9 protein-coding genes are annotated in these 15,387 nt (G+C 61.9%); 7 read left to right on the top strand and 2 right to left on the bottom strand.

Annotation, left to right across the window (positions count from 1 at the left end):
* Positions 1-3 precede the first annotated feature (3 nt).
* The 7 genes from VGL22_RS07145 (at position 4) to VGL22_RS07115 (ending at position 13,043) form a co-directional block, all read left to right on the top strand.
* Entirely contained in the window at positions 4-2,436 is a 2,433-nt protein-coding gene (locus tag VGL22_RS07145) for an ADOP family duplicated permease (RefSeq protein WP_465266216.1), read from the top strand.
* A gap of 9 nt (positions 2,437-2,445) precedes the next feature.
* Positions 2,446-4,977, top strand: coding sequence for an ABC transporter permease (locus tag VGL22_RS07140; RefSeq protein WP_465266215.1), 2,532 nt, complete (start codon positions 2,446-2,448; stop codon positions 4,975-4,977).
* Between the two features lie 15 nt (positions 4,978-4,992).
* A complete protein-coding gene (locus VGL22_RS07135; RefSeq protein ID WP_465266214.1) occupies positions 4,993-7,467 on the top strand; it encodes an ABC transporter permease in 2,475 nt (824 codons plus the stop codon).
* Positions 7,468-7,472: 5 nt separating this feature from the next.
* Positions 7,473-8,174: an ABC transporter ATP-binding protein gene (locus tag VGL22_RS07130; RefSeq protein ID WP_465266213.1), complete on the top strand. Its 702-nt coding sequence runs from the start codon at positions 7,473-7,475 to the stop codon at positions 8,172-8,174.
* A gap of 14 nt (positions 8,175-8,188) precedes the next feature.
* Positions 8,189-10,231: a TolC family protein gene (locus VGL22_RS07125; RefSeq protein WP_465266212.1), complete on the top strand. Its 2,043-nt coding sequence runs from the start codon at positions 8,189-8,191 to the stop codon at positions 10,229-10,231.
* Between the two features lie 78 nt (positions 10,232-10,309).
* A complete protein-coding gene (locus VGL22_RS07120) occupies positions 10,310-11,713 on the top strand; it encodes a sigma-54-dependent transcriptional regulator (protein ID WP_465266211.1) in 1,404 nt (467 codons plus the stop codon).
* On the top strand, positions 11,703-13,043 hold the full coding sequence (locus VGL22_RS07115) for a sensor histidine kinase (protein ID WP_465266210.1): 1,341 nt from the start codon (positions 11,703-11,705) through the stop codon (positions 13,041-13,043). Before VGL22_RS07120 ends, VGL22_RS07115 begins: the two co-directional genes overlap by 11 nt.
* Here the strand turns inward: VGL22_RS07115 and VGL22_RS07110 are convergent, their stop codons facing one another.
* Together VGL22_RS07110 and VGL22_RS07105 are read right to left on the bottom strand one after the other, a co-directional pair.
* Positions 13,044-13,892, bottom strand: a complete 849-nt coding sequence (locus tag VGL22_RS07110; RefSeq protein ID WP_465266209.1) for an isocitrate lyase/PEP mutase family protein — start codon at positions 13,890-13,892, stop codon at positions 13,044-13,046.
* Between the two features lie 7 nt (positions 13,893-13,899).
* Positions 13,900-15,327: a retropepsin-like aspartic protease gene (locus tag VGL22_RS07105; RefSeq protein WP_465266208.1), complete on the bottom strand. Its 1,428-nt coding sequence runs from the start codon at positions 15,325-15,327 to the stop codon at positions 13,900-13,902.
* Between the last annotated feature and the right edge of the window lie 60 nt (positions 15,328-15,387).

Genomic DNA, 15,387 nt, shown 5'->3' with positions numbered 1-15,387 from the left:
GAAATGCGAGACCTGCGATATGCCGTGCGGCAATTGAGGAAGGCACCGGGCTTCAGCGCCGCGGTTGTGCTTACGCTGGCGCTTGGCATCGGCGCGAGTGCGGCAATCTTCTGCCTCATGGATGGGTTATGGCTGCATCCCCTGGCGGTGCCGCGGTCCGGCGAACTGATGCGGGTGTTTGCGACAACGCAGCAGGAGTCCGAGGGCCTTTTCACGTACCACGATTACCAGGTGATTGCGCAACGCGCGTCGGCGTTTGGCGGAGTGGCTGCGATTGGGCGGCGGGGAAGCCTGATGCCGCGTGCGGATGGCACCTCGGCATTGCTGCTGACGAATGTTGTTTCGAGCAACTTCTTTGACGTGCTGGGTGTGAATCTGGCGCTGGGGCGGGCCTTTAGCGCGCAGGATGCGGAGAGGATGCGGACGCATCCCGGCGTTGTGCTTGGCTATGGATTCTGGCGGCGGGAGTTCAACTCCGATCCAGCGGTTGTGGGACGCAGTATCACTCTGCTGCGGGGGCGGGATCATCGCAACGCGGTGGAGGTGCTGGGGGTGCTTCCAGCGAGTTTCCGAGAGATGGATCCGAACAGCGATCGCGATCTGTGGATTCCTGCGGAATCGTGGGCGTTGCTGAACGGCGGGAGCGATCTGACGTCGAGTGAATTTCGCTGGTTCAACGTGGTGGGGAGGCTTGCCCGGGGAGCAACGGCGGCGGCGAACGAGCAGGTTGCGTCGATTGCGCAATCGCTGCAAGTGGTCGAGCCCGCGTCGCACCAGGGCCGCGGCGCGCGTGCCGTGAGCGATTTTGGCTATCGCATGGACCGGGCCGGAACCACGGGGCTGATTTTGTTTGCGGTGGTGGGCTGCGTGGTGGTGCTGGCCGCGGTAAATGTGGCGCACCTGCTGCTGGCGCGGGCCATTACGCGCAAGGGCGAGGTGGCGCTGCGGCTCTCGCTGGGCGCGCGCCGGGCAACCATTGCGCGGCAACTGCTGACAGAGAATGCGGTGCTGGGCGGGGCGGCTCTGGCGGCGGGGCTGTGCCTGGCCGCGGCGATTGCGGCGGTGCTGCCCCGGTTGCTGGTGCTCGAACCGGCGATGCTTAATGCGAATGCGGACAGAGCGGCGTTCCATCTGGACTGGCGGGTGCTCGGGTTTGCATCCGCGCTTGCATGCGCGACCATGCTTTTGCTGGCTGTGGTTCCGCTGCTGCAGGCAAGGCGCGCGGAGTTGATTCCTGCGCTGCAAGGGGCGGCGGCCACGCGCACCGAGGGACGCACGCCGGCAATTCGGCAAGCTTCAATCTGGTTGCAGATTGGATTGTCGTTCGCGCTACTGGTGTCGACCATGGCGCTGGTGCGCAGTTTTTTGAATACGCGCACGCAGTCGATTGGGCTTACGCGCGATCAAGTGCTGGTGGCGTTTACGCAGGATCCCGATGAGCCGATGCGCAGCGATGTGCTGGCGAAGTTACGCGTACTACCGGGGGTGAAGGGCGCCGCGTTTGGAATTCGCGCGCCGTTGATGCCGTCGGAGGGCGGCATTGCCGCCAAGGTCCTGCTTCCCAGTCATCCTGAACTGCGTGTGGCGGCGGAGATCAAGTACAACGCAGTCAGCCCGGATTTTCTCAACGTGACCGGGACGCGCGTGTTGCTGGGGCGGGGGTTTACTGCGGAGGACAACACGTCAGGGCCGCCGGTGCTGCTTGTGAGCCAGGCCATGGTGCGCAAGTACTGGCCGGGCGCGAATCCGATTGGGCAGATGGTGCGGCTGCCGGAATTCAACAACGGCTCCGATGTTGCGCTGCGCATTGTGGGCGTGGTGGAAGATGCGCCGATCAACCAGGTGGGCGCGATTCCGGAACCTTACATGTATATTCCGTTCCGTTTCTCGAGCATGGGCGAAGTCACGTTTGTGATCGGGAGCGAACAGAATGCTATGGCACTGGCGCCGACGGCGCGGCAGGTGTTCATCCATGCCAATCCGCTGCTCGATCCAATGTTCATCACGTCTCTGCCGGAACTGATCCGCTACTCGACGGGCAGTTATCAGATGATGGCGGAGTTGGTGAGCGCGCTGGGAGTGATTGCTTTGATGCTCACGGTTGTGGGGCTCTATGGGTTTCTGGCGTTCAGGGTGGCGCAGCGGCGACGGGAGATTGGCATCCGCATGGCGCTGGGCGCATCACGACGCGCGACCGGGTTGCTGATCCTGCGCGACACGGCACGCATGGCAGGCATGGGGCTGGTTATTGGTATTTGCGCGTGCGTGGCGTCGGTAAGGATTGAAGCTTCGGTGCTGTTCGGAGTCAAGCCATTGGACGCGCTCTCAATGGCTTCGGCGCTAGTGATCATGACGCTCGCGGTGGTTGCCGCGGCGTGGTTACCCGCGCGCAGGGCGGCGTCAGTAGAACCCATGCAGGCGTTGCGCACGGAATAGGAGAAGGGTATGCACTCATTCGCTCAGGATCTTCGGTACGCGCTGCGCCAGTTGCGCAAATCGCCGGGGTTCACCGTTACGGTGGTTCTCACGCTGGCGCTCGGCATCGGGGCGAATGCCGCGATCTTCACCCTGTTCGACCAGGTGCTGTTGCGCATGCTGCCGGTGCAGCATCCGGAACAACTGGTGCGTTTGCAGTGGAGCGGCGGATTCAGCGGATCGATGAGCTCTTTCGGCGGCGACACGGGAGAGGCTCACAGCTATTTCTCGTATCCGATGTACAAGGATCTGCGCGATCAGAGCAAGGTCTTCGACGGAATGGTCGTAGCGGATAAGGCGCAGGCGGGAATCTCCTGGCACAACGAAGCAGAGAGCAAGCAAATTGAGATCGTCAGCGGGAATTACTTCGAGATGCTTGATCTGAGGCCGGGAATGGGGCGGCTGTTTACCGCACAGGACGAAACGGGAAAGAATGCCAACGCCGTGGTGGTTCTCAGCTACAACTACTGGCGTACGCGCTTCAACGCGTCGCGCGACGTGGTGGGGCAAACCATCTCGATCAATGGGCACCCGTTCACCGTGGTGGGAGTCGCACCCAGCCACTTCGATTCGGCAATTGGCGGATTCAAGCCCGCAGCGTTTGTGCCCGTCACCATGGTGGAGTACGCAATTCCGTGGAGAGCGCAACTGAATGATCTCAAGAATCATCAGTCGGCGTGGCTCACGATCGTTGCCCGCCTGAAGCCTGGTGTGAGCATTGCGCAGGCGCAATCGAGCATTGCGCCTCTGTGGCACTCGCTGCGCACCGACGAGTTTGCACTCTACAAGTCGAAGTCCGAGCGGTTCCGCAAGAGCTTCATTGATAGCTCGCGCCTGAGCGTGGTGGACGACTCCAAGGGTTTCAATCCGGACCGGCTGGATTTGCAGAAGCCGCTGGTGATCCTGATGAGCATGACTGTGCTGCTGGTGGCGCTCTGCGCGATCAACGTTGCGACCTTGCTGTTGCTGCGGGCGTCGGCGAGGGTCAGGGAGATGTCGATGCGCTATGCGCTGGGGGCACGCCGCGGGCGCATCATTTCGCAATTGCTGGTGGAAGGCGGGATGCTGGGCGTGGCAGGAGCGGCCGCGGGACTGGCATTTGCGCCGGTGGTGGCTCGTTTGCTGGTCCGCATCATGACCAGCGCCGATGCAGGCTCGGAGCACTACTCGAGCGCCGTGGACGTGCGCGTGCTTTTGTTCACGCTGGGGGTGTCGCTCCTGTCGAGCCTTGTGTTCAGTGTTGCACCGGTGTTTCATTTCATCCGGCCCGACCTGGCGGGAGCGCTACGCCAGACGGCGGGCACCGCATCACGAGAGTCGCAGCGCTTTCGCAAAATCGCAGTGGGCGTTCAGATTGCGCTCAGCCTGATGTTGCTGGGGGGAGCGGGCCTGTTTGTGCGCACGCTTGAGAATCTGCGCCAGCAGCAGGTTGGCTTTGATATCGGCCACCTGGTGACGTTCACGCTCGATCCCACCAACTCGGGATACGGCGAAGACCGCACGCCGCAAGTGATCGCCAGCGCGCTTGAGGCTTTGAGTCGCATCCCCGGTGTCTCGCAGGCGGCGGCCACGAACGATCCCGAACTGACTGGAGACAGCGAGACCTCGAACGCGTCGATTCAGGGTTACAAGCCTGGGGAAGACGAGAACATGAATTTCGAAGAGCCCTTCATCACGCCGGGTTATTTCGCTACCTTGCACCAGCCCGTTCTTGCGGGAAGGGAATTCACAGTGGCCGACGCGAAGGGTCAGCCCAAGGTGGCGGTGGTGAATGCGGCGTTTGCAAACCGCTTCTTCGGTTCACCGCAAAAGGCGATCGGGCGGCAGCTTGCAAGGGGCTCGGGCGATGACGTGAAGTACGACATGACGATTGTGGGTGTGGCCGGCGATATCCGTCACACGGATCTGCGCACGCCGCTGGGCCCGGCCGTTTACAAGCCATATTTTCAAATGGATCACGCGACGGGCGTGGAGATGTACCTGCGCAGCGTGCAGCCACCGGAGTTGATTGAACCAGCGATTCGCAGGGCTGTTCACGAGCTGGATCCTGCGCTGGTGGTGGACGGGCTGCGCACCATGCAAGAGCAGGTAGACCGCAGCGCAGCGGACGAGCGCGCTCTGGCGTTGCTGGCGGTGGGCTTTTCTTTGCTGGCGGTGCTGCTTGCGGGGGTGGGGCTTTATGGCGTGCTTGCGTATTCGACGGAGCAGCGCACGCGGGAGATTGGCGTGCGCCTGGCGCTTGGTGCGCAACGCTCCAATGTAGTGGGGCTGGTGCTGCGCGAGATGCTGATTATTGCGGGCATCGCCGTGGCTGTGGCGCTGCCGGCCACCATTGTGACGGCGCGCCTTTTCCGCAGTCAGCTCTACGGCGTGACGTCGACCGATCCGCTCACGCTGGGATTTGCGGTGGGTGTAACGGCGTTAATGGTGATGCTGGCGGCGGCGCTGCCGGCGCGGCGGGCGGCGAGTGTTCAACCCATGCGTGCATTGCGCACCGAGTAAGCGAGGGGAGCAGGGATGGGATCAGTGATGCAGGACGTGCGCCATGCGCTGCGGCAACTTCGCAGGACGCCGGGGTTTGCGTTTACTGTGGTGGCGGTACTCGCGCTGGGCATGGGCGCGAACATTGCCGTGTTCACGCTGCTCAGCGGTATCCTGCTGCGGCCTCTTCCACTGCAGAAAGCAGACCGGTTGGTAGCAGTGGAGCTCTCCGGGGCGATGCCGTATTACACGCTGACCTACTCCAACATGGTGCAACTGCGCGACGCGGCGGGGTCGCGGATGAAGTTTGGCGCAATCGTATACGGCGGTCCGCAAAATGCGAGTGTGGTTACGCCGGCGGGCAGGTTTCAGATTGAAGTGCCCACGGTGACGGCGGGTCTGTTCGACGTGCTCGGCGTGCGCCCGGTGCTGGGCCGCAGCTTTCGCGCGGACGAAGATCAACCGGGCAAGAATCGCGTTGTGCTGATTGGATATGACACGTGGCAGAAGCTGTACCAGGGTGATCCGGCGGCGATTGGAAGCACGCTCACCATGCGCCACCAGCCTTACACCGTGATAGGCGTTCTGCCGCAGGGCTTCTTTTTTTCGTACTACAACAAGATGGCGGCATGGTCTCCTGCGGAGCTTGGGCCGAACGCAGCGTCCGCGATGGGCGAGAAGGCGCGATGGGGAGAGATGTTTGCCCGGCTGCCGGACGGGATGACGGCCCAGCAACTCGCCGCAGATCTGAGTCGGGCGCAGGCGGTGATTGCGCGAGAGGTGACAGGCGGCGACGAGCTTCCATCGAGCATCAAGGTGACGGACTGCCAGACGCTCCTGAATCGGAAGGTCCGCAAGCCGCTGTTCCTGTTGTATGGAGTGGTGGCGGGCATCTGGTGCCTGGCGTGCCTGAACGTGGCTGGTCTGATGCTGGCACGCGCCATTGCGCGCAGCCGCGAGCATGCTGTGCGCGCGGCTCTCGGAGCGAGCCGTTGGCGGCTGCTGCAGGAGAGCCTGGTTGAAAGCCTGCTACTGAGCGGAGCGGGCGCACTGGCCGGCTTGGGACTGGGTGCTGGCGCGCTGAAGGTATTGTGGCGCCAGATTGAGCATGAGCTTCCGTTGACGAACGCAGTCCACGTGGACTGGCGTGTGGTGATTTGCCTTGTATGCCTGGCGCTGCTTACTGCTTTGGTGTGCGGAGTCCTTCCGGCGGTCCGGGCCATGCGGCGCGACGTGCGCGATGCGCTTGCGGGAGGAGCGGCTACTCAATCGAGCGGGGCCAACCGCACGCGCGAGGTGCTGGTGGCGGGGCAGTTGGCGCTGACCCTGATGTTCCTTGTGGGCGCGGGACTGTTCCTCCGCACCATCTATGCCTTGCGCGATGTTCCACTTGGTTTCACGCAGCAGAACGTTCTGACCGGCGGAATCATTCTCAACGGCGGCAGCCAGCTTGAGGATGAGGAGAACGGAGTGGACCGGCCGAGCGTGGTGCAGAATTCCTACTTGCCGCTGCTGGAGAGGCTCAAGACGATTCCCGGCGTGCAGGTGGTTGCGTTGAGTTCCGTGCTGCCGTTGCGGCGGGAGATGAGTGTTTCCATCATCACGAACATCGATCACAAGGAGGTTGGGTACTCCAAGCAGCCACAGGCGGATGGACGTATCGCATCGCCCGGATTGGTGGAGGCGCTTGGGATCCCGATGGTGCGCGGGCGCTTCTTCACGGACGAGGATACGGCATCTTCTCCGGTGGTGGCGGTGGTGAACCAGGCTTTCGTCGGCAGGTATCTACCCGGTGCCGATGCTGTCGGACATACGCTCTCCATGGACAAAAAGGGCCGCTTCGCCGATATCCGCATCGTGGGCGTCATTGGCGATACCAAGCAGACCAGCCTGGCGGAAGCCACGAAGCCGGAGATCTATTTCTGCCTGGCGCAGACGCAGCCGGGCACGCCGCTCTATGGAATAGCGGCTGCGTTCATCCAGGTGGCGATGCGCGCCGGGGTCCCGGCGGACGCGCTGCGTTCCCAGTTCGACAAGGCTCTGCACGAAGTTGCACCCGAAGCGACCACCACCAAGGTGAAGACCATTCGGCAAGCGGTGGAGGACTCGTATGGCAATCAGGCTTTGATGGCGCGGCTTCTGGGAGGCTTTGCCGGCTTGGCGTTGCTGATCGCCTCTGTGGGCCTTTACGGATTGCTGTCGTTCGCGGTGGCGCAGCGTACGCGAGAGATTGGCGTGCGTATTGCGCTAGGCGCGCCGCAGGGCAATATCGTCGGACTTATGTTGAAGCGGGCGGTGGTGCTGGTGGCAGCCGGCGTGGGCTGCGGCGCAGTGCTGGCATGGTTTACCGCGAGGCTGGCCGCTTCTTACATTTTTGGAGTGCGCCCGCACGATGCGCTCACTTTCACAGCGGTGACGTTGGTGCTTTCCGCCGCTTCTCTCTTTGCAGCGTGGCTGCCGGCCAGGCGCGCGGCTGCTGTTGACCCCATTCAGGCTTTGCGATCGGAGTAGGAAAAATGATTGACCTCAAAAATGTAGAACGCAGTTACAAGACCGGCCACACGGAAACGTGGGTGTTGCGCCGCGTGGGTCTCACCATCAACGAAGGCGAATTCGTAACGGTAATGGGCCCGTCCGGAGCGGGGAAGTCGTCTCTGCTGAACGTGCTGGCGCTGCTCGATGATGGCTGGGCAGGCGAGTACTGGTTTGGCGGCACTGCAGTGCATGCGCTCAATCGCAAGCAACGCGCCGATCTTGCGCGTCAGCGGATCGGCATGGTGTTTCAAAGCTATCACCTGCTTGACGATCTCACCGTGGCGGAGAATATCGACCTGCCTTTGTCGTATAAGAATCTGGCTTCGAAGCAGCGGGCCGGCATGGTTGCAGACATCCTCGACCGTTTTCAGATTGTGGCGAAGAAGGACCTCTTCCCGAATCAGCTTTCGGGCGGGCAGCAGCAACTTGTAGGCATAGCGCGCGCGGTTGTGCACGCGCCTTCGCTGCTTCTTGCCGATGAGCCCACGGGCAATCTGCATTCCACGCAGGCGCGCGAAATCATGGAGCTATTCCGGGAACTGAATCGGAATGGCACGACTATCGTGCAGGTAACTCATTCAGAAGAGAACGCTCGCTACGGATCGCGCATTCTCGAACTCCACGACGGATGGCTCACGCGTGACGTCGCCGTCGATTCTCCAGTTGTCACGGGGGCCCAGTGAAAGATATTCAAAAGGTGAACGCAATTTCCACCCAGATGAACCGCGGAGCGCGCGGCGCTGCGGGCAGGCGGATGAAGGCAATTTTGGCGGTCGTACTGTTGCAGGCGAATCTGGTCCTGGGGGTTGAGCCGATGCAGGCTCAATCGTCAGAGCAGGCAAAGGCCGCGCCGGATTCTCCGGCGCCCCCGGCGAGCGCCGCATCTGCTGCGCCGCTTACGCTGGCGCAGCAGATGCAGCAGGCGCAACAACAACAGGCGGTGGGCTCGCAGCAACCATTCCACGTGGAACTGCCGCACTCGCGCAAACCATTTTCGCCTTACTTTCCAAGTGACGCGCCGCCACTGGATCTGAGCAACTCCCCGCGTTTGCAGAACCTGATCCGCGATGGGAAGCTTTACGTTTCGCTGCGGGACGTGATTGCGCTCGCGATCGAGAATAATCTGGATATCGCTTATTTCCGTTATAACTTCCCGATCGCGCAAACCGATGTAGCGCGGACCAAGGCCGGTGGCCTTGCCCAGGGAGTCAACACCGGGGTGGTGCAATCGTCGACCCAGGGAGGGTTTGGCGGCGGCAGCAGTGGTTCCGCGGGCGCCAGTTCCGGTTCCGCGGCTGCAGGCGCAGGCGGCATTGTCACGTCGACGCTGGGCGCGGGAACCGCGGTTGCGTCTTTCGATCCTTACCTGAACTTTAAAGCCTTTTTGGATCACGATGTGACGCAGGAGGGCAATGCCTTCCAGACGGGCGTTTTGATTTTCAAGCAGAACACCATCGAGGCCCTGGCCGGATACAGCCAGGCGTTTCCGTTCGGAACGGGCCTGGCGATCAACTATGAGGCCCAGCGCTTCGCGAATAACAGCCCCTACGATTCAGTTAATCCCACGCTCTATTCGAATTTTCAGCTTGTTCTGACGCAGCACCTGCTGGCTGGTTTCGGAATCGCCACGAACGAGCGTTACATGCACATCGCGAGGAAGAACCAGCAGATTAACGATCTCGCATTTCGTTCCCAAGTGATAGCCACGATTACCCAGGTGGAGAACATCTACTGGGATCTAGTCAATGCTTATCAAGACGAGCAGGTGAAGGAACGGTTGCTCTCGTTCGCGCAGAAGACTCTTTCCGACGATCAGAAACAGTTTGAGCTGAATGCTATTCCGGCCATGCAGGTGACGAAGGATGAGTCGAACGTGGCCACCAGCGAAGGTGACCTTACGGTGTCGCGCGCGACTCTCCGGCTCAACGAGCTTCTGATCAAGAACGCCATCACAAAAATGGATGATCCGGCGATTGCCGAAATGCCGGTCATTCCCCTCGACAACACCGGGACGCCTGATCCCAATGCGTCGAGCTCCATTGACGACCTGATCACACAAGCTGAAAAGAATCGTCCCGATGTCAAGGAGGACGAGATCGCGATGCAGGTGGCGCAGATGAGTCTCAAGTCCATCCGCAGCGAATTGTTACCTACGCTGGACGCTTATGGATTCTATGCGGGAGCCGGGATTGCCGGGAAGCCGAATCCAAACTGCAACCTGGGGCCTGACCAGTGCGCCTCCGAACTGCCTCCGGGGTTCGGCGGCATGTTCCAGAACACGTTCAATTACTCTTCGCCGGAATACCAGTTCGGGATGAATCTGCAAATTAACCTTCGCAACCGGGTGGCCAAGGCGGATCAGTTTCGCGCGGTGTTGGAATTTCGTCAGCGCCAGATCACGTTTGAAGAGCAGAAGAAGAGCATCCGCTTCGATGTGCGCAACTCGCAGTTCGCGTTGCAGCAAAAGGGGGCGCTCGTGAATTCTGCGCAAAAGGCCCGCGATCTGGCACAGCATACTTTCGAGGTTACCCAGCAGGAGCAGAAGCTGGGCGCCAAGTCCGGCAGCGATACGCTGCTTGCTCAGCATGATCTGGGGGTGGCCGAATCGGCGCTTGTGGCGGCCCAGACGGCCTATGAAAAAGCCAAGGTGGATATTGACCGCGCCACTGGAACGACTCTGGAGCGGATGGGCGTATCCATAGACGATGCCAAGATGGGAGTGGTGACGCACGCGCCGTAGAATGGCTGAAAGCATCCATCCGTTTGCGGGCCACGCGCCGCGCGCGGAACATCGCGCGCGGGTCATGGTCCGGACCGATTGTTGACATCAAAACCGGCGCAGTGGAGGCAGGCCATTCCGAGTAAGCAACCAAAAATCCGGGTTCTTGTAGCGGACGATCAGCCCCACATTCTGGAGGCTGTGGAACTCCTTCTGCAGCCGCAGGGAATCATCGTCGATTGTGCTCGCACGCCGCAGCTAGCGCTGGAAGCGCTGGGCCAGACCGACTATGACGTTTTGCTGATCGACCTGAATTACACGCGGGATACCACATCGGGCCAGGAAGGCCTCGATCTGCTGGCGCGTATCCAGGAGATGGATTCGCGGTTGCCTGTGATCGTGATGACGGCCTGGGGCAACATCGATCTTGCCGTCGAAAGCATGAAGCGCGGGGCGCGCGATTTTGTTCAGAAGCCCTGGGAGAACGAGCGGCTCATCAGCCTTATCCGGGTGCATGCGGAGCTGCACCAGGCGCTGCGGCGGGCGCGGCAACTGGAACTGGAAAACCGCCTGCTGCGAGCGGAGGGCATGCCGGAGTTTGTGGCCACCGCCGCGTCCATGCAGCCCGTGCTTGAGCTCATTGCGCAGGTTGGGCCGTCCGATGCCAACGTGCTGATTACGGGCGAACACGGCACAGGCAAGGAGATTGTGGCCAAGCTGCTGCACGCTGCCTCTCCACGCGCGCGCATGCCGCTGGTGGCTGTGAACGCCGGGGGATTGCCGGAGGGCACGTTCGAGAGCGAGATCTTTGGTCACGTGAAAGGGGCGTTCACGGATGCGCGCACGGACCGCATCGGGCGATTCGAACTGGCGAACAACGGGACGCTGTTTCTGGATGAAATTGCCAATGTCCCTATTCGACAGCAGGCGAAGCTGCTGCGCGTGCTTGAGACCGGCGAGCTTGAGCGGGTGGGTTCGTCCCAAACGCGGCGCGTGGATGTGCGCGTGCTTTCAGCCACCAATTCACAATTGCACGAAGAGGCAGCGGCGGGAAATTTCCGGGAGGATCTTCTGTTCCGCCTGAATACAGTGGAGATTCATCTGCCGGCGCTGCGCGATCGCCGCGAAGACATTCCGCTGCTGGCCGTGCACTTTCTCAATCGCAGCCGGGCACGGTATCGCAAGCAGGTCACCGGCTTTTCAGCGGTGGCCATGCAGCAGATGATGCAGTATGCGTGGCCGGGCAACGTGCGTGAACTGGAGCACACGGTGGAGCGCGCCGTGTTGCTTTGCCGCGGGAACGAGATCGATCCGGCCAACCTTGCGATCAGCGCGGCGCGCTCTGCCACGCCCTCGTTCGACAACATGAGTATTGATGAAGTCGAAGCGCTTCTTATCCGCAAAGTGCTTCGCCGTTGCGACGGCAACATATCCCAGGCCGCGGACGTGCTCGGACTCAGCCGCGCGGCTCTCTATCGCCGCATCGAAAAATATGGCCTCTGATCGAAAGGCGCGCAGGCGCCGGCCGCGCTCTGCGGTGCGGCGCGCGTGGCTCTTTTGTTTCTGGCTGTCGTTGCCAGGGCTGTTGTTCGCGGGCGTCCTGCTGTTTCAGCAGAATACCGGAACGGGTGTCACGATCCTGATTGTCTGCTGTCTCCTGCTCTACCTGCTTCTGATTGCCGCAGCCCTGATCGAGAGCCTGGTGCGGCCGCTGCAGACGCTGTCGAACGTTGTGGCTTCTATGCGCGAGGGCGACTACTCCTTCCGCGCGCGCGGCGCGGGGTCGCGCGACGCGATGGGCGAGCTTGCGACCGAAGTGAATGCTCTTGCCGATTTGCTGCAGAAGCAGCGCGTCCGCTCGCTTGAGGCCACGGCGCTGCTGGCGCGCATTCTTGAAGTGATGCACTCGCCGCTTTTCGCTTTCGATCGCGAGGATGTTCTGCAGTTGGTGAACACGTCGGGCACGCAGATTCTGGGTAAATCGTATGCGCGATCGTTTGGACACTCTGCGGCGGAACTGGGACTCGAAGATCTGCTCAATGCGGCGGATCAAACCGTTCACTCATTCGGCGACCGGCCCACACGCTGGCTGTTGCGCAAGGCTACATTCCGCCAGGAGGGAGTGCCGCACACGTTGCTGCTGCTGGCCGATGTGAGCGTGCCGCTGCAGGAAGAGGAGCAGGCGGCGTGGAAGCGCCTGATCCGCGTGCTGGGGCATGAGCTGTCGAACTCGCTGGCGCCCATCAAGTCGATTGCCGGCAGCCTGCTGGCACGCGTCGACGCGATGGAGGGGGACGCGGACACGATGCGCGATTTTCGCCGCGGACTGGGCGTGGTGGAAGGCCGCGCGGATGCGCTGCACCGCTTTGTGCAGTCGTACAGGCTGCTTGCGCAGTTGCCGCCTCCGCATCTCAAATCGGTTTCGTTGCAGCGGCTGCTGGAGCAGGTGGTGCTGCTGGAGCAGCGGTTGCACGTGGAACTGGAAGGGGGACCGGTGGTGCTTCTTCATGCTGATCCTGACCAGCTGGAACAGATGTTGATCAACCTGCTGGCAAACGCCGTGGATGCCACGCTGGCAAACAACGCATCCGATGTGCGGGTGAGCTGGCGGATTGCCGATGCGGCCGCGTGGGTGACGATTGAAGACACCGGCATGGGAATCGCCAATACCGAGAACCTGTTTGTGCCGTTTTACACGACCAAGCCCAAAGGCAGCGGCGTTGGCCTGGCGCTGGCGCAGCAAATTGCGCGCGCGCACGGCGGGGAGATCCGGCTGGTGAATCGCGAAGAGGGGGATGGCGCTCGTGCCACCGTGCGCCTGCCCATCGGCTGATCAGGATCTGGTGGAAGCTTTGTGCCACGCCTCGAGCAGCGGAACGACGTCACGCGAATTCGTCGCTGCTCCTTCAACGAAGCCAAATGTGCCGTGAAGCGCCATCTCGCGCGCGCTCAACAGGAACGCGCCAAGAGCGGCGCGGGCAAGCGCGCTGCCGGTGCTGATGCGTTTGACGCCCAACGCAGAAAGCTCCGCCGCGCTAAGCTGCATGGCAGGCATGCCAGCCAGCACATTCACCGGCCGATCCACGGACTGCACTACGGCGGCGATGTCGTCCCTGGCGGTGAGCCCCGGCGCATAGAGCACGTGCGCGCCCGCCTCCTGGTAGGCCTGCAGGCGGCGGATGGTGTCGTTCAGATCGGGACGGCCGTGCAGATAATTTTCGGCGCGTGCCGTGAGCGTGAATGGGAAGGGAAGAGATTCCGCTGCTTCGATTGCGGCCTGGATGCGTTCTTTTGCAAACTCGACCGCGTAGATTGGATCGGCTGCATTGCCGCTTGCGTCTTCAATGGAACCGCCGGCAAGCCCGTGCGCCGCGCCCATGCGGATGGTTTCGGCGACGAACTCCGGCGCATCGCCAAAGCCATTTTCGAGATCGGCGCTGACCGGCAGTTCCGTGGCTGCGACTAGTTCAGCGACATGCGCCATCATCGCATCGCGGCCCACGGCCCCATCCACAGTGCCGCGCGAGAATGCGTAGCCGGCGCTGGTGGTGGCCAGGGCTTCAAAGCCAAGCTGCGCCAGCATGCGCGCGGTTCCCGTATCCCAGGGATTCGGGAGGATGAATGCGCTCTCGCGGTCGTGCAGCGCGCGGAATTGCTTTGATTTTTCAGCCTGCGTGGCCATCTTGACCTCACTCCGGGGAGACGCTGAACCTCATGGACCGGTAGTCGAACGTATAGCTGCGCACTTGATCGAGGACGTCGATGCCCAGCACGCCATAGACGTCGTCAAGCGCGGCCGAGCCGAGCGGCTGCGTGAGCACCTGGAGATAATGCGCGCGCAGCATGGTGCCGCCCACTTCCAGCGGAACCGTCTCCGCCATGTATGCCTGCTGCGGAGGAATGGACGCATCGCCGGGAATAGAGAACTGGTTGGTGGGCTGCCGGTTGAAAACGTCTGCGTGCTCCGCATAGTAGCGCGACGTGAGGTAGCTCTGCTGGCCGCCTGCATCGAGCATGAACATGCGCTCATTGCCCGGCGACCCGAGCGCTACGATGATCTGATCTCCATCGAGGAAGAAGTGGGCGCCCACGGGATCGGCTGCACTCTTGCCGGCGGCAAGACCTGCGCCGTCCTTTGTTCCGGCTACCATTGCGGAGTCCGGCTCTTTGCCGGGCTGCACTTCAATGGTGGCATCGGCCGTGATCTTCACGCTTCCCAGCGCCTGGAGTGCTGCGTAGCCTAGTACGCCCTGCACCTGGTATTTGCTGTGCGGAAAGGCATAGTCCGCGTCGTCGAAAACGAAGGCCGTCACGTTGCGCAGCGTCAGTCTCCCGGCAATCGTGAAACGCGGAATCACCGTGACATGCACCTGCATCGGCCGGCCGGTGAGCGAGTGGATCGTGACTGCCTGGTCTGAGACTTTGAGGCCCACTTCGCGTGCCGTGGATCGCGCAATCAGGTTGAACGGCGCGGTGGGATCGAGCATCCAGCTATGGGGCTGCGCGTCAACGAAGACCGGAACATCGATCAGGCCCAGTGGGTCTTTGCTGACCTGCATGAGGAAGCGTTCGCAGGGATCGACGGTCATGGGCGGATTCGCGGCTGCCAGCGGAAGCATCTTCAGCGGCATTTCAATCTCCGCCTGCTCGTCGTCGCTCATCTTGCCTTTGAGACGGGCTTCGAGGGCCTCGTAAGCTTTGGCCGCTTTGGGAAAATCGCCTGTGCGCAGGTAGTCTTCCGCCAGCGCCTTTCGCACCAGCTTCTCGTCGGCTGCGTCTCCGGCGGCCACTATCTTTTCAAGCAGCGGCTCCAGCAAATCAATGGAGCGGTGCGGATGGTTGGACCGGTTGGCGAGGATGCCGCGATATAACTGCGCCTGCTCCGGGGGCAACTGGTCCAGCACATCGGCCACTTGAAAATACTCATGGTCAGCAAGCAAGTTACGGACGCGCACATCGAGCGTGATGCCGGCGCTGGTGCCGGTGTGCACTTCGGCGCCGGAACCTGGTTGCTGCTGGTCAGTGGTTGCGGGGGGCTGTGCGGGAGGCATGGTCTGTTGGGCAAGGGCACCCCAGCCAGCGACGGCCATCGTTGCCCACGCCGCTATCAGGCGCATTCCTATTGCGCGCGCCGCTCTGCCCGCCCTGCTCATGGTTACTACGAAGGTAACAGAATT

The sequence above is a fragment of the Occallatibacter sp. genome, assembly GCF_036502485.1.
In the GTDB taxonomy this organism is placed as follows: domain Bacteria; phylum Acidobacteriota; class Terriglobia; order Terriglobales; family Acidobacteriaceae; genus Telmatobacter.
Note: the sequence above shows the minus strand (reverse complement) of the source record. Positions and strands in the feature narration are given on the sequence as shown.